Annotated in this window: 19 protein-coding genes and 1 pseudogene; 12 read left to right on the top strand and 8 right to left on the bottom strand. The window is 73.1% G+C overall.

Annotated features, from left to right (window positions below; genetic code table 11):
* Positions 1-161: 161 nt before the first annotated feature.
* The 11 genes and pseudogenes from ACFQ8C_RS26925 to ACFQ8C_RS26875 all read left to right on the top strand — a co-directional run bounded on the left by ACFQ8C_RS26925 (position 162) and on the right by ACFQ8C_RS26875 (position 14,427).
* Positions 162-440 carry a BatC protein gene (locus ACFQ8C_RS26925; RefSeq protein ID WP_383462113.1) on the top strand — a complete coding sequence of 93 codons (279 nt, stop codon included), beginning with the start codon at positions 162-164 and terminating at the stop codon, positions 438-440.
* Positions 437-1,642: a cupin domain-containing protein gene (locus ACFQ8C_RS26920; RefSeq protein ID WP_383462111.1), complete on the top strand. Its 1,206-nt coding sequence runs from the start codon at positions 437-439 to the stop codon at positions 1,640-1,642. The genes ACFQ8C_RS26925 and ACFQ8C_RS26920 overlap by 4 nt, the downstream gene beginning before the upstream one ends.
* Positions 1,643-1,652: 10 nt before the next feature.
* On the top strand, positions 1,653-2,549 hold the full coding sequence (locus ACFQ8C_RS26915; protein WP_383462109.1) for a sucrase ferredoxin: 897 nt from the start codon (positions 1,653-1,655) through the stop codon (positions 2,547-2,549).
* A gap of 453 nt (positions 2,550-3,002) precedes the next feature.
* A complete protein-coding gene (locus tag ACFQ8C_RS26910) occupies positions 3,003-4,253 on the top strand; it encodes an ROK family protein (protein ID WP_383462129.1) in 1,251 nt (416 codons plus the stop codon).
* A gap of 386 nt (positions 4,254-4,639) precedes the next feature.
* Entirely contained in the window at positions 4,640-5,143 is a 504-nt protein-coding gene (locus ACFQ8C_RS26905) for a flavin reductase family protein (protein ID WP_383462107.1), read from the top strand.
* 65 nt (positions 5,144-5,208) lie between these two features.
* A complete protein-coding gene (locus ACFQ8C_RS26900; protein ID WP_383462106.1) occupies positions 5,209-6,273 on the top strand; it encodes an ABC transporter substrate-binding protein in 1,065 nt (354 codons plus the stop codon).
* Entirely contained in the window at positions 6,267-7,172 is a 906-nt protein-coding gene (locus ACFQ8C_RS26895) for an ABC transporter permease (RefSeq protein ID WP_383462127.1), read from the top strand. The genes ACFQ8C_RS26900 and ACFQ8C_RS26895 overlap by 7 nt, the downstream gene beginning before the upstream one ends.
* Positions 7,148-7,885, top strand: a pseudogene (locus ACFQ8C_RS26890) (ABC transporter ATP-binding protein); the annotation flags it as partial. The gene ACFQ8C_RS26895 and the pseudogene ACFQ8C_RS26890, both read left to right, overlap by 25 nt.
* Before the next feature lie 202 nt (positions 7,886-8,087).
* Entirely contained in the window at positions 8,088-9,506 is a 1,419-nt protein-coding gene (locus tag ACFQ8C_RS26885) for an LLM class flavin-dependent oxidoreductase (protein ID WP_383462104.1), read from the top strand.
* Positions 9,503-13,393, top strand: a complete 3,891-nt coding sequence (locus ACFQ8C_RS26880) for an ABC transporter ATP-binding protein (RefSeq protein WP_383462103.1) — start codon at positions 9,503-9,505, stop codon at positions 13,391-13,393. The genes ACFQ8C_RS26885 and ACFQ8C_RS26880 overlap by 4 nt, the downstream gene beginning before the upstream one ends.
* A complete protein-coding gene (locus ACFQ8C_RS26875; RefSeq protein WP_383462101.1) occupies positions 13,390-14,427 on the top strand; it encodes an aldo/keto reductase in 1,038 nt (345 codons plus the stop codon). Before ACFQ8C_RS26880 ends, ACFQ8C_RS26875 begins: the two co-directional genes overlap by 4 nt.
* 72 nt (positions 14,428-14,499) lie before the next feature.
* On the opposite strand, the gene ACFQ8C_RS26870 is transcribed toward ACFQ8C_RS26875, so the two are convergent.
* The 8 genes from ACFQ8C_RS26870 to ACFQ8C_RS26835 all read right to left on the bottom strand — a co-directional run bounded on the left by ACFQ8C_RS26870 (position 14,500) and on the right by ACFQ8C_RS26835 (position 21,999).
* Positions 14,500-15,240 (bottom strand): class I SAM-dependent DNA methyltransferase, encoded by a 741-nt coding sequence (locus tag ACFQ8C_RS26870; protein WP_383462099.1) that lies wholly within the window; start codon positions 15,238-15,240, stop codon positions 14,500-14,502.
* Positions 15,241-15,309: 69 nt separating this feature from the next.
* Positions 15,310-16,029 (bottom strand): IS5 family transposase, encoded by a 720-nt coding sequence (locus tag ACFQ8C_RS26865; RefSeq protein WP_383462098.1) that lies wholly within the window; start codon positions 16,027-16,029, stop codon positions 15,310-15,312.
* Positions 16,030-16,350: 321 nt separating this feature from the next.
* Complete coding sequence (locus ACFQ8C_RS26860; RefSeq protein WP_383462096.1) at positions 16,351-17,214, bottom strand: hypothetical protein; 864 nt, start codon at positions 17,212-17,214, stop codon at positions 16,351-16,353.
* A gap of 234 nt (positions 17,215-17,448) precedes the next feature.
* Entirely contained in the window at positions 17,449-18,684 is a 1,236-nt protein-coding gene (locus ACFQ8C_RS26855) for a cytochrome P450 (RefSeq protein WP_383462095.1), read from the bottom strand.
* A 24-nt stretch (positions 18,685-18,708) separates the two neighbouring features.
* Entirely contained in the window at positions 18,709-20,100 is a 1,392-nt protein-coding gene (locus ACFQ8C_RS26850; RefSeq protein WP_383462093.1) for an NAD(P)/FAD-dependent oxidoreductase, read from the bottom strand.
* Complete coding sequence (locus ACFQ8C_RS26845) at positions 20,090-20,314, bottom strand: ferredoxin (protein ID WP_383462125.1); 225 nt, start codon at positions 20,312-20,314, stop codon at positions 20,090-20,092. The genes ACFQ8C_RS26850 and ACFQ8C_RS26845 overlap by 11 nt, the downstream gene beginning before the upstream one ends.
* 111 nt (positions 20,315-20,425) lie before the next feature.
* Positions 20,426-21,064, bottom strand: a complete 639-nt coding sequence (locus ACFQ8C_RS26840; RefSeq protein ID WP_383462092.1) for a hypothetical protein — start codon at positions 21,062-21,064, stop codon at positions 20,426-20,428.
* A gap of 59 nt (positions 21,065-21,123) precedes the next feature.
* Positions 21,124-21,999 (bottom strand): hypothetical protein, encoded by an 876-nt coding sequence (locus ACFQ8C_RS26835; protein ID WP_383462090.1) that lies wholly within the window; start codon positions 21,997-21,999, stop codon positions 21,124-21,126.
* A 279-nt stretch (positions 22,000-22,278) separates the two neighbouring features.
* On the opposite strand from ACFQ8C_RS26835, the gene ACFQ8C_RS26830 reads away from it, so the two are divergent.
* The gene (locus tag ACFQ8C_RS26830; RefSeq protein WP_383462089.1) at positions 22,279-22,635 is read left to right on the top strand and encodes an STAS/SEC14 domain-containing protein; all 357 of its coding nucleotides are present in this window, start codon (positions 22,279-22,281) and stop codon (positions 22,633-22,635) included.
* The last annotated feature ends 61 nt before the right edge of the window (positions 22,636-22,696 follow it).

The following is a 22,696-nucleotide window of genomic DNA, read 5'->3' as shown; positions in this document are numbered from 1 at the left end:
AGCGTCAAGGGGGACATCCCGGCACCCGGCACGCGGCGTTCACGTGGGTGGCCGCTCCGGTTGCCGCTCCCACCCACGTGGGTGAGCTTGGAAGGGAGGTCCGAACGGGACCGGCCCCTCACCGATCGTCCTCTTCCTCGTCCTCGTCCCCAGGAGGAACCATGACGCACCCCGAGCAGGACCCGAACGAGCAGGAAGGTCCGGCGGACGGCGGTGCCGCCGGCACACCCGACGTCCACGACGGCGGAGCCGATGGTGGTGCGGACGGCGGCGCGGACGGCGGAGCCGACGGTGGCGCGGACGGCGGAGCCGACGGTGGCGCCGACAGCGGAGCCGAGGGCCCGGCGGACGGCGGCGCGGCCGGTACACCCGGTGTACACGACGGCGGAGCCGATGGTGGTGCGGACGGCGGAGCCGAAAAGGCCGGCGGCGGCGTTTGAGCACCGTTCCCACGACGCTTCGGGACACGGCCGCGGATGTCGAGGGCCGTGTCCTGGAGACACGTCTGATCGGCCTCGGCCGTGAGGAGTTCGCTCGGGACGTCTGGGGGCGAACTCCGCTGCTCACCCGCGGAGTCAGCGACTTCTCCGACCTGTTCTCCGCGTCCGCGGTGGAGGAGCTGGTCTCCCGACGCGGACTGCGCACGCCGTTCCTCCGCGTCGCCAAGGACGGCTCCACAGTCCCGGAGTCGTCGTTCACGTCACCGGGTGGAGTCGGCGCGTCCGTCGCGGACCAGTTGGACGACACCGCGTTGTGGCGGAGCTTCAGCGACGGCGGCACCCTGGTCCTGCAGGCACTGCAGCGCACCTGGGAGCCGGTCACGGACTTCGCGACGCGGCTCGGCACGGAACTGGGCCACCCCGTACAGGCCAACGCCTACGTCACCCCGCCGCAGAACCGCGGCTTCGACTCCCACTACGACGTCCACGACGTCTTCGTCCTGCAGGTCACCGGCACCAAGCGCTGGATCGTCCACGAGCCCGTGCACCCGGATCCGCTGCGCGACCAGCCCTGGACCGCCCACCGCGCCGCGGTCGCCGACGCCGCGCGGGGAGAGGCGTACGTCGACACCGTCCTCGAACCCGGCGACGTCCTCTACCTGCCGCGCGGCTGGCTGCACGCCGCCGAGGCGCTGGGCGCGGTGTCGATCCATCTGACGCTCGGCGTCCACACCTGGACGCGGCACGCGCTGGCCGAACAACTCGCGCAGTCCGCACTGGCGTTGCTGCGGGACGACGAGGAGATGCGCGGATCCCTCCCCCTGGGCGTGGACGGACCGGGCGACGAACTGGCCTTCGTGCGTCGGCGTCTCGTCGCCGCGCTCACCGAGGCCGACCCCGCTCCCCTGTTCCACCGCACCCGCCGCGGCCAGGCACGCCCCGCGCCCATGGGGCCGCTGGCACAACTCGGTGCCCTCCAGGGCCTCGTACCCGACACGCCGGTGCGGCTTCGCGAGGCGTTGGAGGCAAGGCTGGCGGGTCGGCGCCTCGCCACCCGCGTCGGGTGGCTCGACTTCCCGGAGACGGACCTCGCATCGGTGCGCCGGCTCCTCGACGGCGGTGCGCACCCGGCCGGCGCCCTCGGTCTCCCCCTCGTCGAAAGGCTGCTCCGCGCAGGCGTCCTGGTGCCCGCCGAGTCATGAGACGGGCGCCATGACGACTCCGGCACGGTTCCTCTGCTCCGACGCCGCCCGCCTGCGCGGCGACCCGATCGCGGGCACCGCGCCGTACGGCTCGGTCTGGATCCTCATCGAGTACCGGGCCGGCTGGCCGTCGAACGGCTTCGACGGCCTCGACCTCGAACCCGGGGTCAAGGCACGGGTGCGCTCCGCCGCGCAGGCCGTGCGCGCCCGCGTGCTGCTGATCAGACGCCACGGCCGCCTCCGGCCGGACGAAGGGCCGCGGTGGGCCGTCCTTCGCCACGAGAAGGACGGCGACCACAGCCAGGAATGGGGAACCTGGCACGACGACGGGGACCTGGCGGAGATCGTCACCGCCCTGAGAGCGCCCGGCGAACGGGGCCGTCCTCCCGTCGTCCTCGTCTGTGCCCACGGCATGCACGACACCTGCTGTGCCGTCCGCGGCCGCCCGGTGGCACGGGCGCTGAGCGAGGGCTGGCCGCAGCTGGTGTGGGAGTGCACGCACGTGGGGGGCGACCGGTTCGCCGCCAACGTCGCCGTCGCACCCGACGGCGTCTACTACGGCAACCTCGACGCCCTCTCGGCGGTCACGGTGGTCGAGGAGCACCTGGCGGACCGCATCCGGCCGGACCATCTGCGCGGATACACCGACCTCGTCCCGCCCGAGCAGGCCGCCCTGTCCGCCGTGCTCCACCACGTGGGTCCGTCGGGTCGGCACGACTACGTGATCGAGGAGACGGTCCGGGACGACGCCCGCTGGCGGATCCGCGTCACCGGCCGCCTCGCCGGACTGTCGACCTTCGAGGTCGAGATCCACGCCCACCGAGCGCCACCGCGCCTTCTGACCTGCCGCGGCCCGGCCCCCGGCTCGGCGGTGTACTACGAGGTCGCGTCGCTTCGCGCGGGCTGATCGCCTCCTCGACCTCGCCGGACGGCCCCGCTGTTCCGGCCGACCGGCGGCGGGCGCGCGGGCGCCGGTCGGGGACGCCCGCGCTCCCGGTCGGGAGGAGGCGGGACGACTGCCCGCGTCCCGTATGCCGGGCATTCGTGTCCACGATGTGGTCAATTGTTTGACCGGTTCGTACGGCCGCGAATAGGTTGCGCACCATGCACCGATCCGCGCTTCTGACGACTCGAGGTCACCTCGACCTGAAGCGTGTGTGCTCTGCCGCGTGTCGACGGTCCTGAAGAGCGACGCGGGCGCGGAGTCGGCCTCCCCGGAGGGGGTTCGACCGCGCCGGGGCACGGGCTCCCGGTTCCGTCCGGACCGTGATCCGGGCGGGTCTCCCGTTCCCCGTGTGCCGTGCCGCCTCGTACCGACCGTCCACGCACTCGCACAGGATCGGGAAGGCATCTCGTGGAGATTCCGCCGCCAACCACCACACGACATGACGCGCCCCTGCGGCGCTCGGACATCCCCGCCGCCGTTCCGGGTGCGCGCCGCGCGTCCGGCGCCGGGGCGGTGCTGGGCGCCGTCCTCGACCACGGTCCGGTGGCGCGCAGCACCGTGGCCCGGCTGACCGGGCTGTCGCCGGCGGCGGTGAGCGGGCACTGCGGGGTCCTGATGAGCAGGGGCCTGCTCCGCGAGAGCCGGGAGACGACCGGTCCGCGCGGCCTGGGCCGGCCCCACGTGCCGGTGGAGGTCGACGCGGACCGCTACCTCGTCGCCGGCGCCCACATCGCCGTCACGCACACCACGCTGTCGCTCGTGGACCTGCGCGGCCGGATCGTCGCCGAGGAGCGGCGTCCCCACGGGGACACCGCTCCGGGCCCCGTACTCGACGGACTGGCGGCCCGGTTGCCGGGGCTCGTGGCCGTGCACGCGGAAGGCCGGACCGTGCTCGCCCTGGGTGCCGCCACCGGACACTGGGTGGATCCCGCGGCCGGTGTCGTCGTACGCCACCCCCAACTCGGCTGGCGCGACGTGGCGGTACGGAGCGTGCTCGCCGAAGCGACCGGGCTGCCCGTCCATGTCGACAGCCACGCGCGGGCGTTGGCACGGGCCGAGCAGTTGGTGGGGCGGCGTGCCACCCGGTCGAGCGCGGTACTGCTCTTCGTGGGCAACGTCGTGGACGCGGCGTTCGTGACGGCGGGAGCCGTGCACCAGGGCCCGCGGTCCGCCGCCGGAAGCGTCGCCCATCTGCCGGTCGGCGCCACCGACGGCGGATCCGCCTCCTGCGCCTGCAGGGTGTCCGGATGCCTGGAGTCGGAGGTGTCGGAGGCGGCGCTGGTACGCCGGGCCGCCGCGGCGGGACTGTCCGTTCCCTCCTTCCCGGCCCTTCTGGAGCGGGCGCTGGCCGGCGATCCGACGGCGCGGGAGCTGTTCCTGCGCCGGGCCCGCCTGGTGGGCCGGGCCGCCGCCGTGCTCCTCGACATGTTCGATCCCGCCACTCTCATCGTGGTCGAGCCGGGGGCGGGGCGGCTGCCCGAGTGCCTCGCCGCGCTGCGGTCCGAGGTGGCCGAGCGCTCGTGGGTGTGCGACGACCCCGAACACCGCGTCGTCCCCAGCTCGTTCACCGGATCCGTCCTCGCGACGGCCGGTCCCGCGGTCGCGCTGGGAGCGCTGTACGACGATCCGCTCGGGCCCTGGCCGGCTCTCCCCGCCGTGTCCTGACCCGAGGTCCGCCGCGGCACCCGGCGACCACCGAAGTCCCGACTTAATTCAGTCAGTTGCATTGTTGACCGTACCCGAGCACACGTCGGAAGATGGATTCATGAGCAGCGAGCGAAGCATTCACGGGGCCTTCCCCGCGACGGGATGTTGTTGTTGATCCCGTCCCGGGCCATCGCCTGACGGCGTCCCGGACCGGTATTCGGCGCCGCGGTTCCACGCGGCGGAATCCGGAACACTTCTCGCTCGATCCACGGGTGTCGCACATTCCGCCTGCCGTATTTCTCCGTCGCCTTCCGCGACGTCCGGCGTGACATCCGTTCTCCCGCTCCACTCCCCTGCTTCTTCATGCCCTCGCCCGTTCGTGACTTTCCTTCCCTGGAGGAGACGTGTCCGTATCCGTGCCCCCGCAACCCCTGGCGGATATCGCCCCCGACCGCTTCAAGCAGGCCTTCCGGGCCTATCCGGCGGGTGTCGTGGTCGTCACCGCCGACGCCGGCCACGGGCCCGTCGGCTTCACGGCGACGTCGTTGTCGTCGCTGTCCCTCACCCCTCCGCTCGTCTCCTTCTCCATCGCCACGCGGTCGTCCTCCTGGCCCCACGTCGAGCAGGCCCGCACCGCGGTGGTCCACTTCCTCGGCTCCGACCAGGAGGACCTGGCCAGGCGTTTCGCCACCAGCGGCATCGACCGCTTCGCCGAACCCACCGCCTGGCGGCGGCTTCCCGAGGGCGAGCCGGTGCTCGCGGACGTGGCGGGGTGGCTGCGGCTGCGCGTCGAGTCCCTCGTGCCGGCCGGCGACCACCGCATCGTCATCGGCCGCGTCGTCGACTCGTGGCAGGAGCCCGGCCGGCGTCCGCTGCTCTTCCACGACGGCGCCTACCTCCCCGTCTGACCCCTCGGCACGGACCTCGGCGTTCTGCCTCCCCTTTCTTTCGCGTTTCCAGAACAGGACCGCCCATGACTTCCACTCCCGTCGCGCCACAGCTGGCCCGAAGAGGATTCCTCGCCCTGGCGGGAGGCGCCGCGCTCGGCCTCGCCGGATGCGCTCCGCCGCCCTCGCAGGCCACTCATTCCGCCCCCGCCAAGGCCCTTTCCACCGCACCCCCGCCGCCCGGCACCTCGCTTTCCGTGGCCGTCCGCACCGCGCGCATCCAGCTGGCGGAATCGGGTCTCGGGAAGGAACTCCCCTTCACGGTGTCCGAATGGCCGAACCTCTCCGCCGGACCGGACATCATCCAGGGATTCCGCGCGCAGGCCATCGATCTGGCCACCAATGCGGGAATTCCGCCGATCCAGGCGCACGCCATCGGCGTGAAGGCCCGGATCGTGGCGGTGCAGCTGCGCCGCAAGCCCACGTACGTGTTCGCCACCGCCCCGGGCTCGTCCCTCGCCCGGGTGGAGGACTTCCGCGGCAGGAAGGTCGCGTTCTCCCAGGGGCAGGCCCAGGGCGTCGTGGTGCTCCGCGCCCTGAAGAAGGCGGGGATCCCCTACGACGACGTCCGGTTGGTGGCGCTTCCCAGCACGCAGTTCCTGACCGCCCTGCAGTCCGGGCAGGTCGACGTCGCCCCGCTCGGCGAGCCCACGCTGACGAAGTACCTCGACCAGTACCGCAAGGACGGGGCGCGGGACGTGCGGACCGACGTCGTCGATCTGCTGACCGTCCTGTGGGCGCCGACGGAGGTGCTGGACGATCCCGCGAAGGCCGCCGCGGTCCGCAGTTTCGTCCCGTTGTGGGCGCGCGGCTCGGTGTGGGCGTGGGAGCACTCCGACCGCTGGATCGACGCGTACTACGTCAAGGACCAGGGGGTCGACCGCGAGGACGGCAGACGCATCGTCACCTCCCTCAACAAGCCGTACTTTCCCGCGCGTTGGGACGAGGCGATCGCCTGGGAGCAGGAGACCGCCGACCTCCTCGCCGAGGGCGGCTTCGTGCCCCGCTTCGACGTCTCGACGCTCTTCGACCGACGGTTCGAGGGCCTGGCGGCCCAGGCCGTCGCCGCACCGTACCGGGAGGGATCATGACCGCCGTCGTCGAGGAACGGACCCCTCGATCGAGCCAGGACGGACGCGGGGGCAAAGGCGACGGGGAGCCGCGGCACCTCGGCGACGCCGCCGCCGAGGCGGGCGGCCGCGCCCGGGGGCGGCGGCGACGGCTGGGGCCTGCCCGCCCGGTGCCGTTCGGCCGACTGCTCGGACCGGCGCTGATCCTCGCCGCCTGGTGGGGGGCCTCCGCCGCGGGCCTGCTCGATCCGCGCATCCTGTCCGGGCCCGGAACCGTGGTGTCCACCGCCGTCGACCTGGTCGCGGACGGACGGCTCCAGGGCAATGTGCTCATCTCGCTGCAGCGGGCGGGCCTCGGGCTGCTCCTGGGCGTCGTGACGGGTGTCGCGCTCGCCGTCGTGGCCGGCCTGAGCCGCACCGGCGAGTACCTGGTCGACGGGCCGCTGCAGATCAAGCGGGCGATCCCGTCCCTGGCGATGCTGCCGCTGCTGATCCTCTGGCTCGGCATCGGCGAGGACATGAAGGTCACGGTGATCGCGCTCGGCGTGGCCGTGAACATGTACATCAACACCTACGCCTCGCTCACCGGTATCGACAGCCGCCATGTGGAGCTGGCCGAGGTGCTGCGGCTCAGCCGGTTGCGGTTCGTACGCAAGGTGGTGATCCCGGGTTCGCTGCCGGGGTTCTTCGTGGGGCTGCGGCTGGGCGTGACCTCGTCCTGGCTCGGTCTGATCGTCGTGGAGCAGATCAACGCGACCAGCGGCATCGGCTACATGATGTTCCAGGCCCAGCAGTACGCCCAGTCCGACGTGATCATCGTGGGCCTGGTGGCGTACGGAGCCTTCGGCTTCGCCTCCGACGCCCTCGTCCGTGCCGTGGAGAGGAGGGCCCTGTCGTGGCGACGTACCCTGGCGGGCTGACCGAGGCGATTCCGGCTGTACGCACCCGCGCCCTCGTGCGCCGGTTCGGCACCCGGACCATCCTGAAGGACATCGATCTCGACCTGGCCCCGGGCGAGTTCACCGCCCTGCTCGGGCGCAGCGGATCCGGCAAGTCGACGCTGCTGCGTGCCGTCGCGGGTCTCGACCACGGTGTCGAGGGGGCGGGCGAACTGCGGGTACCCGACCGGGTGTCGCTGTCCTTCCAGGACTCCCGCCTGCTGCCGTGGCTCCGGGTCCTGGACAACGTCGTCCTGGGCCTGCGCGGTCCCGGCGCACGGGAACGGGGGCTGACCGCGCTCGAGGAGGTGGGACTCGCGGGGCGTGACCGATCCTGGCCGCACGAGCTGTCGGGAGGCGAGCAGCAGCGCGCGGCCCTCGCCCGCGCCCTGGTCCACGATCCCGAACTGCTGCTGGCCGACGAGCCGTTCGGGGCGCTGGACGCGCTGACCCGGATCAGGATGCACGGGCTGCTGCGCGAGCTGTACGAGCGGCACCGCCCGGCGGTGCTCCTGGTCACCCACGACGTCGACGAGGCCGTCGAGCTGGCGGACCGGGTGCTGGTCCTGGAGGACGGTCGGCTCTCGCTGGACCTGGCGGTCGAGCTGCCCACGCCCCGCAGCCGGCGCGACCCGCGGTTCCAGGAGTACCGCGACACGCTGCTCGCCGCCCTCGGCGTGACGCGGCCGGAATCCCCCGCGCCCGGCGCCGCCTCCCCGGATCACGACCGCCACGGCGCCGCCTCCCCGGATCACGACCACCGCGGCGCCGCCTCCCCGGATCACGACCACCGCGCCGTCACCGGCCGGCCCGCCGGCCGCCCCGTCGGCCACCCGGCCCTCGACCACACCCCCGCCGACGACGACCCCCGTCACCCTCTCCAGGAGGAGAAGTCCCATGCCCCGCACGCCTGACCGTCAGCCCCTGCACCTCAACGCCTTCCTGATGTCGGCGGGTCACCACGAGGCGGCGTGGCGGCTGCCCGAGAGCCCGGCGCGGGGCGGTACGGACATCGCGCACTACCAGAACCTGGCGCGGATCGCCGAACGCGGCAAGCTCGACTCGGTGTTCCTGGCCGACAGTCCCGTCCTCCACGGCGACCCCGGGCGCCGGCCGTCGAGCAAGCTGGAGCCGACCGTCCTGCTGACCGCGCTCGCCGCCGTCACCAGCCGCATCGGGCTCATCGCCACCGCCTCGACGAGCTACAACGAACCCTTCAACCTCGCCCGGCGGTTCGCCTCCCTGGACCACGTGTCCGGAGGACGCGCCGGCTGGAACATCGTCACCACGGCCGGCGCCGAGGCGGCCCGCAACTTCGGCCTGGACGACACCCCGCTGCATCACGCGCGCTACGAGCGGGCCGCCGAGTTCGTCGAGGTGGCCGCCAAGCTCTGGGACAGCTGGGCGGACGACGCCGTCGTGGCCGACAAGCAGCGCGGCGTGCACGCGCTGGCGGAGCGGGTGCGGCGGATCGAGCACCGGGGCGCGTACTTCCGGGTCGACGGCCCGCTCAACGTGGAGCGCTCGCCGCAGGGGTACCCCGTCCTCGTCCAGGCCGGCTCCAGCGAGGACGGCAAGGACTTCGCCGCCCGCTACGCGGAGGCCGTGTTCACCGCCCAGCAGACGCTGGAGGAGGGCATCGCCTTCTACCAGGACGTCAAGCGGCGCGCCGTCGCGTTCGGCCGCGATCCCGAAGGGATCAGGATCCTCCCCGGGATCGTGCCCGTCATCGGGGACACCGAGGCCGAGGCACGGGAGCTGGACGCGGAACTCGACCGGCTGATCTCCCCGGAGTACGCCAGGCGCCAGCTCGCCCAGCGGCTGCGGATCGCGCCGGAGGACCTCGACCTCGACCGGGAACTGCCCGAGGACATCCCGACCGAGGACGAGATCGAAGGGGCCAAGAGCCGCTACACGCTCGTCGTCGACCTCGCCCGGCGCGAGCGGCTGACCGTGCGTCAGCTGATCGGCCGGCTCGGCGGCGGACGCGGGCACCGGACCTTCGCGGGAACCGCCGTGCAGGTCGCCGACACGATCGAGCACTGGTACGACAGCGGCGCGGCCGACGGCTTCAACATCATGCCCGCGGTGCTGCCGTCCGGCCTCGAACGGTTCGTCGACGAGGTGGTGCCGATCCTCCAGGAGCGGGGCCTCTTCCGGACCGAGTACACCGGGACGACCCTGCGCGAGCACTACGGCCTCCCCCGCCCGGCCAACCGCCTCTTCGACCTGCCCGACGCGGACACGACCCCGGGCACGGACGCGAACACGAACACGGACGCCGAGCGGTCCTCCGCACTGGTGGACGCCCGGTGACCGGTTGTTCCCCCGCGACCGCGCCCGGCCCGGCCGCCGCCGAGGCGGCCGGGCCCGGCGGTCCGCGTCCCGGCGGCTGGGCGCGCCGGCTCCTCGGCTACTGCCTGCGCCACCGCCGTGACCTCGCCCTGGCCTACGGCGCCGCGGTCGTCGCCGCCGTGGCCACCGCGACCCTGCCGCTGGTCCTGCGCCATGTCGTCGACGCCGTCGACGCCGGGACCGCGGGCTCGCTGACGCCGTGGTTCGCGCTCCTGGTCACCCTCGGCGCGGTGCGCTTCGGCGCGAGCTTCACCCGGCGGTACCGGTCGGGACGGGTGTCGCTCGGCGTCCAGTACGACCTGCGCAACGACGCCTTCGCCTCGCTCGTACGGCTCGGCGGCGTCAAGCAGGACGAGCTGCGCACGGGACAGGCCGTGAGCCGCTCCATCTCCGACATCACGCTCATCCAGACGCTGCTGCAGTTCCTGCCGAACCTCACCGGCAACGTGCTGATGTTCCTGGCGTCCGTGGTCCTCATGGCCCTGCTGTCCCCGCTGCTGACGGCGGTGGCGCTGGTCGTCGGGCCGCTGCTGTGGTTCATCGCCTTCCGCAGCCGCCGCGACCTGTTCCCCGCGAACTGGCACGCCCAGCAGGAGGCGGCCGAGGTCGCCTCCGCCGTGGAGGCGACGGTCACCGGGGTGCGGGTGGTGAAGGGCTTCGGGCAGGAACGGCGCGAACTGGCGGGCCTGGACCGGCGGGCGCGCCGGCTCTTCGCCTCCCGGATCCGGGTCGTGCGGTACACGAGCCGGTACAACCCTGCGCTACAGGCGGTGCCCGCCCTCGGCCAGGTCGCGGTCCTCGCGCTCGGCGGCTGGATGGCGCTGGACGGACGCATCTCGCTGGGCACGTTCCTCGCGTTCACGACGTACCTCGGTTCGTTCGTCACGCCGGTACGGCAGCTGGCCACGCTGCTCACCGTGTGGCAGCCCGCGCGGGCGGGCGCCGTCCGCGTCCTGGAGGTGATCGACGAGACGCCGGGCCTGGCCGAGGCGCCCGACGCGGTCGCACTCCCGCCCGGTCCGCCTTCCGTCGTCTGGGAGGACGTCACCTTCGGGTACGGCACGGAGGACGGGTCGGGGACGGGGTCCGGGGGGCCGCTGCTGCGCGGCTTCTCCCTGGAGATCCGTCCGGGCGAGACGGTGGCGCTCATCGGGCTCGCCGGCTCGGGCAAGTCGACGGCGGCCGCGCTGCTGCCGCGCTTCTACGACGTGGCGGGCGGCCGGGTGCTGGTCGGCGGCCACGACGTGCGCGAGCTGTCCCTGGACTCGCTGCGCTCACGGATCGGCTTCGTGTTCGAGGAGTCGCTGCTGCTCTCCGACACCGTGCGCGCCAACATCGCGTACGGAGCTCCCGACGCCGACGACGAGCGGATCCGGGCGGCGGCCCGGCTCGCCCGCGCGGACGAGTTCGTCGGGCGGCTGCCGCACGGCTACGACACGGTCGTCGGCGAACAGGGGCTCACCCTCTCCGGCGGACAGCGGCAGCGGATCGCCCTGGCCCGCGCCCTGCTGACGGAGCCGTCCCTGCTGGTCCTGGACGACGCCACGTCGGCGATCGACACCCGGGTGGAGGCGGAGATCCACGACGCGCTGCGGACGGAGGTCCGCCGCCCCACGACGCTGATCGTGGCACACCGGCGCTCCACCCTGGAGCTCGCCGACCGGATCGCCGTACTGGACGGGGGCAGGGTCGTCGACACCGGCACCCTGGACGAACTGCGCTCCCGCTCGACGCTGTTGAGGACCCTGCTGTCGGCCGCGGACGAGCCCGCCCGGGCCGAGCCCGCGCCCGCCGCCCCGCCCACGCCGTCCGACGCGGTCACCGCCGCGCTGTGGCGGCGTGACGAGGACGGCGCCTCCGACGACGAGGGCGGTGACGCCGCCGTCCGTGCCGCGCAGGCCTTCGCGGAGGCCGCCGCGACCTCCGGTCCCGGACGCGGCGCCCCGGGCGGCGGCGGGCTGCTCGGCTCCGCCCCGCCGAACCCGGAGATCCTGGCCGGGCTCGCCCGGATGCCGCTGCCCCCGGCCGATCCGGGGCTGCCCGTCGAAGCCGCCGCGTCGGCCGAGCCGGAGCTGACCTTGCGGCGCCTGCTGAAGCCGTTCCGGGCGCCGCTGGCACTGGGGCTCCTGCTCGTCGCGCTCGACGCGCTCGCGCAGATCGCCGTACCGGTCCTGGTGCGGCACGGCGTCGACGACGGCGTGGCCCACGGCGTCCACGGCGCCCTGCTCACGGCCGCGGTCGCCGCCGCGCTGGTCGTCGCGGCCAACTGGGCCGTCGGAGTCCTCCAGGTGAGGACCACGGGCCGCACCGGCGAGCGGCTGCTGTACACGCTGCGGGTCAAGACCTTCGCGCAGTTGCAGCGGCTCGGCCTGGACTACTACGAGCGCGAGCTCGGCGGCCGGATCATGACCCGGATGACCACGGACGTGGACGCCCTGTCGACGTTCCTGCAGACGGGCCTCATCACCGCGGTGGTCAGCGCGCTGACGATCACGGGGGTACTGGCCGCGCTGCTCGTGATCGACGCGGAGCTGGCCCTCGTCCTGGTCGCGGTGGTGCCGGTCCTCGCCGTGGCGACGGCCGTGTTCCGCCGCTGCTCCGTACCCGCCTACCGGGAGGCGAGGGAGCGTGTCAGCGTCGTGAACGCGGCCCTGCAGGAGAACGTCGCCACGATCCGGGTCACCCAGGCGTTCCGCCGCGAGGGGCACAACGCCCGCCGCTTCGCCGTCCTGGCCGGCGAGTTCCGGGACGCGCGGCTGCGCGCACAGCGGTACATGGGCGTGTTCTTCCCGTTCGTGGAGTTCCTGGGCACCCTCGCGGCGGCCGCCGTGCTGGCCGTCGGCGCGGGGCAGGTGACCGAGGGGCGGCTCACCGCGGGCACGCTCATCGCGTTCCTGCTGTACGTGGAGCTGTTCTTCGCGCCGATCCAGCAGCTGTCGCAGGTGTTCGACGGCTACCAGCAGGCGGTCATCGGCCTGTCCCGGCTGCGGGCCCTCATGCGGACCCCGACGGGCACGCCCGCCGCCGGCCGGCCGCGCGAGGTCCGACGGCTGCGCGGCGAGGTCGAGTTCGACGCGGTGTCCTTCGCCTACCCCGGCGGCCGGCGGGTCCTCGACGGTCTGCGGCTGCGGATCTCGCCGGGCGAGACCGTCGCGCTCGTCGGCACGACGGGCGCCGGCAAGTCCACGGTCGTCAAGCTCCTCGCCCGCTTCTACGACCCCACGGACGGCGCCGTCCGCGTCGACGGCGTCGATCTGCGGGAGTACGACCTGACGGGCTACCGACGCCGTCTCGGCATCGTGCCCCAGGAGCCGCACCTCTTCAGCGGAACCGTCCGCGACGCGATCGCCTACGGGCGGCCGGAGGCCTCGGACGCCGAGGTGGAGGCCGCCGCGCGGGCCGTCGGCGCGCACGAGATGGTCGCGGCGCTGCCCCGGGGCTATCTCCAGCAGGTGGGGGAACGCGGGCGGAACCTGTCCGCCGGGCAGCGCCAGCTGCTCGCCCTCGCCCGTGCCGAACTCGTCGACCCGGACGTGCTGCTCCTCGACGAGGCCACGGCCTCGCTCGACCTGGCCAGCGAACGGCGCGTGACCGCCGCGACGGCGACCCTGACCAGGCGCCGCACCACCGTCGTGGTCGCCCACCGGCTCACCACCGCCGCCCGCGCCGACCGGGTCGTCGTCCTCGACGGCGGCCGGATCGCCGAGACGGGCACGCACGAGGAACTGCTCGCGGCGGGCGGCCCCTACCGCCGGCTGTGGGACGCCTTCCGCGACGGCGCCACCGCGGACGCCGACGCCCCCGACCCCCGTACGACCGATCAACTCATGCAGGAGAGTGCACGATGACGCAGTACCGCAGTCTGGGCCGCACGGGCGTGAAGGTCAGCCCGCTGTGCCTGGGGACGATGATGTTCGGCGCCCGGGGCAACGCCGACCACGAGGACTCCGTACGGATCATCCACCGGGCGCTCGACGCGGGCGTCAACTTCGTCGACACGGCCGACGTCTACTCGGCCGGCGAGTCCGAGACCATCGTGGGCAAGGCCCTCGCGGGCGGCCGGCGGGACGACGTGGTGCTGGCCACCAAGTTCCACGGCGCGCTCGGCGACGGCCCCAACGAGCGGGGGAACTCCCGCCGTTGGATCATCCGCGAGGTCGAGAACAGCCTGCGGCGCCTGGGCACCGACTGGATCGACCTGTACCAGGTGCACCGGCCCGAGCCGGACACCGACTTCGACGAGACGCTGGGCGCCCTCACCGATCTGGTGCGCCAGGGCAAGATCCGGTACATCGGAACGTCCACGTTCGAACCGTCGGCGATCGTGGAGGGCCAGTGGACCGCCGAACGGCGGGGCCGGGAACGGGTGGTCGCCGAGCAGCCGCCCTACTCGCTGCTCGCGCGGGGCGTCGAGCGCGAGGTGCTGCCGGTGGCCGAGCGGTACGGGCTCGGCGTGCTGGTCTGGAGCCCGCTGGCCGGAGGCTGGCTGTCCGGCCGCTACCGCGAGGGCGCGCCGCAGCCCGTCTCCAGCCGCGCGGAGCGCCAGGCCGAGCGCTTCGACATCACCTCTCCCGAGAACGCGGCCAAGCTCGACGCGGCGGAGGCCCTCGCCCGGCTCGCCGAGGAGGCGGGGCTGACGCTGGTGCAGCTCGCCCTGGCGTTCGTGCTCGAACACCCGGCGGTGACGTCCGCGATCATCGGTCCGCGCACCTTCGACCAGCTGGAGAGCCAGCTCGGCGCGGACGCGATCCGGCTCGACCAGGACGTCCTGGACCGCATCGACAAGATCGTCCCGCCGGGCGTCGACCTCTCCGCGCGCGACGGGGGTTACACCCCGCCCTCGCTCACCGACCCGGCGCTGCGCCGCCGCGGACGGGCATGACGTGGCGACGGCGCGCGACGGCCGAGGCCGGGCGCGCGCCGAGCGGAGCCGCGGGCGTGGCGCGGGCCGGCGTCAGACCGGCTTGCGCCACACGGAGACGTGCTTCGCGGAGTCCTGGGTGAAGGGGGTCCCGTCCCAGTCCGCGACGCGACGTTCCGGCTCCAGCCCGGCGATCCGTGCCATCAGGTCGAGCTCCGCCGGCCAGGCGTAGCGGTGCCGGGAGTTCCCGCGGCGGTAGCGGCCGTCGTCGCCGTCGAGGGTGAGGTGGTGCGAGACGAGAACCTGCTCGACGAGGTCGAAGGTGTCGAAGCCGAGGTGCCGTTCGGAGACGTCGAACGGCACCGCGACCTGTCCGGGCGGCAGGAACCGCAGCGGCGGCACGCCCAGCTCGATGACGAAGCGGCCGCCGGGCCCCAGATGACGTGCGGCGTTGCGGAAGCACTCGACCTGCTCGTCCTGCGTGAGCAGGTTCGTGATGGTGTTGTAGACGAGGTAGACCAGGGTGAACTCGCCGGGGACGACGGTGGTGGCCATGTCCCCGAGGGCCACCGGGAGCGTGCTTTCGTCGGCCTTCCGCCGCAGCACCGCCGCCATGTGCTCGGACAGTTCGATGCCCACGACCGGCACGCCGCGTTCCCGGAGCGGGACGCCCACTCGTCCGGTCCCGATGGCGAACTCCAGTGCCCGGCCCTCTCCGGCGAGCTCGGCGAGAAAGTCGAGCATCGGTCCGAGGGCGGCGGCCGAGGACGCTTCGGCCTCCTCGGCGTCGTAGCGGTCGGCGGTCTCACGGGTCCACAGTTCGCTGCTCGTCACGGACGGCCACTCTGCAGGGTGCCGCGGGGTGCTGTCGACGCATTTACCGCCGACCGTCGCGCCAGGACGTCAGGACGTGTCGTCAAAGGGGCACGCCCACATGAGTAGTGACGCGAGGGTGACGGCCGCGTGGTAGGACGCGGCGGTCTTGTCGTACCTGGTGGCGAGACCGCGCCACTGCTTCAGGCGGTTGAAGCAGTGTTCGACGACGTTGCGGCACTTGCAGAGCTGGCGACCGAAGGCCACAGGGCGGCCTCCGAGGCTACCGCGCCGCAGTCGGTTGGCGATCTGGTCGGCTCGCTCGGGGATCGTGTGGCCGATACCGCGAAGCCGCAACCAGGCGCGGATCGCTTGGGAGCCGTAGCCCTTGTCCCCCAGGACATGATCGGGGCGGATCCGGGGGCGTCCTGGTCCGCTCCGGGGTACTCGTATCGCGTCCATGACGGCGGTGAATCGGGTGCAGTCGTTGGTGTTCCCGCCGGTCAGGACCAGGGCCAGCGGCCGGCCGAGTCCATCGACGGCCAGGTGGAGTTTGCTGGTCAGCCCGCCCCGGGAGCGGCCCAGCGCCTGGTTCCGGAGTCTTTTTCGCGCCCCAGCGGCATGCTGGTGGGCCCGCACGACGGAGCCGTACCGCTGGGGTACATCCCGCCACGCCACCCCGGTCCGGAACTTCCACACGATGCCGTTCAACACCGTCCGGTCATCCAGACGAGGACGACCGGTGCTGGGCCTGGGCAGCAGCGGCTCCACCAGGTCCCACTCGGCATCGGAGAGTTCATGACGTATCACCGGATCATGATCCACTATTCAAGATCACTTTGACGGTACGTCCTCGCTCGGCAAAACGTAGCGGAACGGGCCAGCACGGTGTTCGCCGAGCGCCGCCAGTTGACCACGAGGCCAACCAGCCCCAGCAGGCGCAGGCCGGGGGAGGGCGCCAGCCGACCCTCGCCGAGCCGGCCGCCAGGCCACCTCGAACAGTTCCAGCAATGCGGCGGACAGCCCACCCGCAGTCCCGGCCAGCGCCGACCCGCCAGGTCGAACCGGCCGAGCAGCGCCAGCACTACGCCCGAGCCCAGCCCGCGGCGCCCTGGCTGCCTGAGACCAGCGTTACGGGCGGTCGTCCGCTTCGCCCTGCCGGCTCAGGCCGAGGGCGGTACCGCTGAACGCGGTGCGCGGGGTCCGTGAGGAGCCGGACGGCTGCCAGCCGAGGGCGTCAAGGATGCCGGTCAGCCGGGCCGGGTCGGGGGTCAGGCCGGCCGGGTCGGGAGGCAGCAGGTCGCCGACGCCAGCGGACTTGCTCAGGGTCTCGGCATCGCCGTCGCTGTACCAGCCGGCGACCAGGTAGCGGAAGCTGTCGTCGGGGTCGGTGCCATCCGTGCGGTCGTGGATGGAAAAGACGTCCGTGTTGTACGGCTGGTACGCGGCGAACGTCGGCAGGCCGGGGCCAACCGCAGTGAGGAACAGACCCCCCTCGGCGCCCGGTTCGGCCCACTCGCCGGACTCCAGGTCGACCCTCCTCCCCGTTGCGGCGGGCCCGGTCCGGCTGTCGGTCAACGCGAGGCTCCGGGCGGTGCCACGCGCCCCGTGCGGACCCTCGATGTCCAGGTGGTCACTCTGGACAACCCAACCGACGGCCTGGCGCGCGTCGGCCGGTCCCTGGTACCGAACCACCAGCCAGCGGTTGGGCACCAGAGGGAAGGTGGTCTGGCCGCTGTCGGGGGCGTCGAGCCCGGCAGCGGGGGCCTCGGGGAGCTCCCATTGCACGTGCACGCCCTCAAAGGACTCCTCGAAGCTTGAGACGCCCGACAAACTCGCCCGGCTGACGAGCCGAGCGTGGACAGTGATCGGCACGATCAGGTCGGCCCCGGGGGCCGCTGCCTCGGGGGCGGGAGTCAGGCCAAGGCTCGCGGCCACCTCGGGCGACATCTGCACCTTCGCGGGGCCTTTTGAGTTGGGCATGGTCTCGGACATGGCGTCTCCTCACTGGCCGACTCCGATGTCGGCCCGTGCACACCTCCCCGTAACGGGACGTAGCCAAACGGCTACCCTGCGACGCCTAGCGCCGCAACGTCGTCGACCGCTGCTGAAACCGTCTGAAGCAGTGGCGCGGCCTCGCCACCGGGTACGACAAGACCGCCGTGCCCTACCAGCAGCCGTCGCCCTCGCGTCACTACTCATGTGGGCATGACCCTTTGACGACACGTCCTAGGGGCGGATCCCGTCGCAGGCGATCCTCAGATGGCGCGGCCCGCGCAGTACGGCGTTCCGGCGGTACGGGGGCGGGTCGTCCAGCAGGCGGGGGTTCTCCAGTCTCCGGGCCAGCTCCGACAGGGCGAGCTGGGCCTCCAGCCGGGCGAGCGGGGCACCGAAGCAGCTGTGGATGCCGCTGCCCAGGCCGAGGTGCTGGACGTCCGGGCGGTCCGGGTCGAAGCGGTCCGGGTTCTCGAAGCGCTGGGGGTCGCGGTTGCCGGACGCCAGGACCAGCCAGAGGGTGGAGCCCTTGGGGATGGTGACGCCGCGGACCTCGATGTCGGCGAGCGTGGTGCGCTGGGGCAGCAGCTGCACCGGCGGCTCGAAGCGCAGGAGTTCCTCGACGATGGGCACGGCCAGGCGCGGTTCGTCCCTCAGACGTCGGAGGACCTCGGGATTGCGCAGCAGGGTCAGCATTCCGTTGGTGATGAGGTTGACCGTGGTCTCGTGCCCCGCGATCAGGAGCAGAGCCGCGGTGCTGAGCAGTTCCATCGTGGTCATCGAGCCGTCCGGGCCCTTGGCCGTCGCCAGCTGGGAGAGCATGTCGTCCCCGGGGTTCTTCCGGCGCTCCTCGATCAGGGCGGCCAGGTACATGCCCAGCTGCATCCGGGCCTCGTGCGCGCCCTTGCCGCGCTCGGCGGGATCGGCGTCCGGGTCGGGGTCGAGGCTGGCGGCGAGGGTGTCCGCCCAGGTGTGGAACCGTGCCTCGTCCTCGCGCGGCACTCCGAGCAGCCGGCAGATCACCGTCACCGGGAACGGGTAGGAGAACTCCTCCACCAGGTCGATCCGGCCCGGGTCGCCGAGGCCGTCGATGAGGCCGGCGACGATGTCGTGGAGCTCCGGGCGCATGCCGTCGACCCGGCGGGGGGAGTGCGGCGGGCCGAAGTGCCGGTTCGTCATGCGTCGCATCCGGTCGTGCTCCGGCGGGTCGAGCCGGAGGAAGCCCGGGGGCAGGGCGCTCTCCTCGGAGGGCGACTCGGCCAGCGGGTCGGCGCCGCCGGACGCCAGGTTGCGGGCGTCGGAGCTGATCCGGGGATCGTGCAGGAGGCTGCGGATCTCGTAGTAGGTGCTGACCACGTACGGCCCGTCGGCCTCGTGGTGGACCGGTGTCCTCCGCAGCTCTTCGTAGATCGGGTACGGGTCGGCCCGGTTGGCGTAGTCCAGGATCTGGTGCAGCAGGGTTCGCGTCATGGCAGGTCCTTGTGGCCGTGCGGGTCAGTGTGCGGGGGTGAACGTCATCCGGCGGTCGGCCGGCGAGTATCCGCTGAGGGTCACGGTGGGGCCGTGGCTGGGGACCGACGGGTCGGGGAAGTCCGCGTCCATCGGCCGCTGTCCGTCCGCGTGCCGGTCGACCGTGGGGAACTGCGGCGGGAACGGCGCGGTGCTCTCGATGAGTTCCTTGTAGAACGGCAGCCACCGCCCGTGGTCGAAGGAGACGGCACCGATGACACGCCCCTGGTAGCCGTAGACCCCGACGAACCGGCGGCTGTCCAGCGAGCCCTGCGAGATCAGGATCTCCGTCGCCATCGAGGGCACTCCCACCGACTTGACGTTGACGCCGAACTGGGAGGACCAGAAGGCCGGCACGTCCATGTGCGGCAGTCGGTCGATGCTCTCGCTGAGCATGTTGTGCGCCGCGATCCCGGCCTGGGCGACGGCGTTGCCCCAGTGCTCCAGCGAGAGGAACTGGTAGCCGAACAGGGGGTGGGGGCAGCGGGCGACGTCGCCCGCCGCGTAGATGTCGTCGGTGACGATCCCGCGGATGTCGAAGGCCCGGCAGCCGGCGTCGCAGGCGATGCCGCGGGGTCCGGCCCCGAGCCCGGAACCGTTCAGCCACTCGGTGTTGCGGAGGGCTCCGAGCGAGACGACCACCACGTCGGTCTCCACGGTGGAGCCGTCGGACAGGTGCGCGGCGCGCACCCGCCCCGAGGCGTCGCCCTCCAGAGCGGTCACCGTGACCCCGCACCGCAGGTCCACGCCGTTCTCGCGCTGGAGGCCGGCGGCCACCGCGGCGACCACCCCGCCGAGCGCGCCGACCAGGGGCGCGGAGCCCCGTTCGGCGAGGGTGACGGGGAGACCGCGTTCGCGGCAGGCGGAGGCGATCTCCGAGCCGGCGAAGCCCCCTCCGATGACGAGGACCCGTCGGGGCCCCTCGTCGAGCCGCCGGGCGAGCGCGGCGCCCTCGTCGCGGGTCCGCAGCACGAAGACGCCGTCGAGCTCGGCCTCCTCCTCGCGCGGCCACGGCCGGGCCCGGACGCCGGTGGCGATGAGCAGCCGGTCGTACGGCACCTCGTCGCCGTCGGCCAGCCGCACCCTCCGCGCCGCCATGTCCAGGGCGGTGGCCGGAACGCCGAGCCGCCAGGTCGCGTCGACGGACCGGAGCCGGGGCAGCGCGGTGCGGTCGGCGCGAGCCCTGCCCAGCAGCACCCCCTTCGACAGCGGGGGCCGGTCGTACGGTTCCCAGGGCTCGTCGCCGATCATGGTCAGTTCCCCCGCGAAGCCCTTGGCCCGCAGGGTCTCGGCGGCCCGCAGACCCGCCAGCGAGGCGCCGACGACGACGATGCGGCCCTCGCGCCTGAGCTGCTCCAGGACTCCCTCACCGAGCATCGGGCACCGCCTCGGCCGGCTCGTCCACGGCATCGACGAGGATGGCCTGTACGGGGCAGGCCGCGGCGGCCTGGGCCAGCTTCTCGCGCTGCGCCTCGTCGGCGTCCGGGTCGTACAGCAGCGCCTCGTCGCCGTGCATGGTGAAGATCTCCGGAGCGAGGAACGCGCACTGCGCGTACCCCTGGCAGCGGTTCAGGTCGACGGCAATGCTCACCACGGGATCGGTCCTCTCCAACGGCCCGGTCATGTCCCCCGCGCCACTCTCGTCGGCCGGGAGGGCCACAGCGACGGGGAGCGGACCGTTCGGGTGAGCGGTGCGGCCCGGTCAGGTCGGATCGGCGGGCCGCGGCCCGGCGGATCGGCGCCGCAGGCCGTTCAGGCCGAGGATCAGCACCCAGGCCGGGAAGACCAGCTCCGACCAGGGCACGTTCGATCCGACCACGAGCAGCGTCAGGCCGGCCAGGTAACCGACGACGGCGAGCGGGCGCGGGAGGACACCGAGCCGGTGTCCGATGGTCGAGGTCGTGAGGACGAACACCGCCGCCATCCGCAGGGCGTAGGTGGTCAGCAGGGCGTAGGCGAGGTCGTGGCCGAAGGAGGAGCCCTGCCCGCCCCCCTCGTCGAGTACGCTCCCGGCCGCCGCGGCGGCACCGAACAACGTGGCGACGAAGACCAGACCGCTGCCCAGGAACACCGTGGAGACGAACCTGTCCTCGCGCTCGCCCGCCTGCGCGCGCAGGGCGCCCATGAACCACAGGAACGCGATCCCGGCGAACGGGACCAGCTCCAACGCCGTCCGCACGGCGCCCCGTTGCCCCGCGTCCACGGTCGCTCCGACCCCGTCGGCCCCGCTCGGCAGGGCGAGGCGTACCAGGACGATCGCCGTGGTCGTCAGGACCGCGAACACGACTCCCGCCGTCCCGGCGGCCCAGGGTGTCGCGAGGCGCTTGTGGTTCCGCTCCATGGTCTCCCGCTCTCCGCTCGCGCTTCCTTGCGTCCGGACACCCGCGACCGCGGGACGGGTCAGGCGGCGCGGCGGTCGCCCTCGTCGTCGCAGGGCAGTTCGGCGGCCGGGTGGTTGGCCGTGAAGTCGCGGGTGGCCTGGCGTTCGGCCTCGGTGATGGCGGTGGGCTCGACCTGGATGATGCCGCCGAAGGGGCGGTCGACGTCCCGGATGATGCACAGCGCCGTCGTGAGGAGGGCGGTGATCACGACGAGGGTGATCAACTGGCCGCGGTTGTTCCTGCGGGGCAGGCAGATGCCGAGGGCGACCACGGTGATGACGAGCGTCGCCAGGAGGAACCAGAGGATCGCGCTGGGGATGCTGGCGGTCGCCTGGGTGAGGCGCTCCTCGCGCTCGTCGGAGCGCTTGTTGTCGGCGGCGACCAGCATGCCGAAGACCGGCTGGCCCGCCAGGTCCTCGAACGTCGCGCGGAAGTCCGTGGACCAGACGCTGGGCGCCGGGGAGCCCTTGCCGTCGGCCATGGCCGGCCACTCCTGGACGCGGACGGCACGGGCGTAGCAGACCGCGGCGGCCTGGATCCTGGCCCGCTGCGCGTCGGGCGCGTACTCGGCGGTCTCGACGAGCTGGTCCAGGGCGCGGGCCTCGCCGCGCGAGGCGACCTCCGCCTTCCCGTACGAGCCGTTGGCGGTGACCAGGACGAAGGAGAGCAGCAGGACGGTCATGGTCAGCAGCGGACCGACCAGGTCCTTCACCGCCATGCCCGTGCCGTCGTCCTCGCTGAGCAGCCGGGGCCGCAGCCAGCGGTTGGCGGCGAGGCCGGCGAGCAGGGCGAGGACGGCGACGACGATGACGAGGAGCACGGGTGGTTGCCTCCGAAGGGCGGTGCGGGAGCCCGGGGCGTGCCGGGACTCCCTGGGGGCGGGCTTGCCGATCATGACGCGACCGGGACGCCCGGAGGGTGGGGCACACGTTCGATCGCCCCGCACGAGGGACAACCTTGGGCCGGGGGGAGCACGGGGCCGTGATCGCGGGTCCCGGCCACGGGCCCTCGTCACGGGTCTCCGCCGGAGGTCTCCGCTCCCCCACGGCCCACCCGTTCGGCCGCCGCGTGTGGCCGGACGGGGCGGGCAGCCGGAGGCTGGTGCTCTGCTGCGCCCGTACCCGTACCGCTGCGGGTCCCTGGAGGCGTCGCCCGACCCGAGCGGGAGGCATGGGTGATCGAGAGGCTCGAAGGAGTGCCGGCGGGCGTCATCGCCTTCGAGGCGTCCGGCAAGCTGTCCGCCGAGGACTACCGGGACGCGGTGCTTCCCGCGCTCGTCGAGGCGGCGGGGGCGGGTGAGGTGCGGTTCCTGATCGTCGTGCGCGACTTCGACGGCATGTCGGGCGGGGCGTTGTGGCAGGACCTCAAGGTCGGTGTCGAGCACCTGCGCGCCTGGAAGCGGATCGCGCTGGTCACCGACATCGAGTGGATGACGCACGTCACGTCGCTCTTCGGCTGGATGACTCCGGGAGAGACGAGGACCTTCCCGCTCGACCGGCGGGACGAGGCGGTCGCGTGGGTCGCCGGGTGACGGGGGCTCCGTCCCGCCGACGGAGACGGACGGGACCGGGGACGGGGGCGCCGCTCCCGGC

Source organism: Streptomyces sp. NPDC056503 (genome assembly GCF_042794995.1).
Classification (GTDB): Bacteria; Actinomycetota; Actinomycetes; order Streptomycetales; family Streptomycetaceae; genus Streptomyces.
Note: the sequence above shows the minus strand (reverse complement) of the source record. Positions and strands in the feature narration are given on the sequence as shown.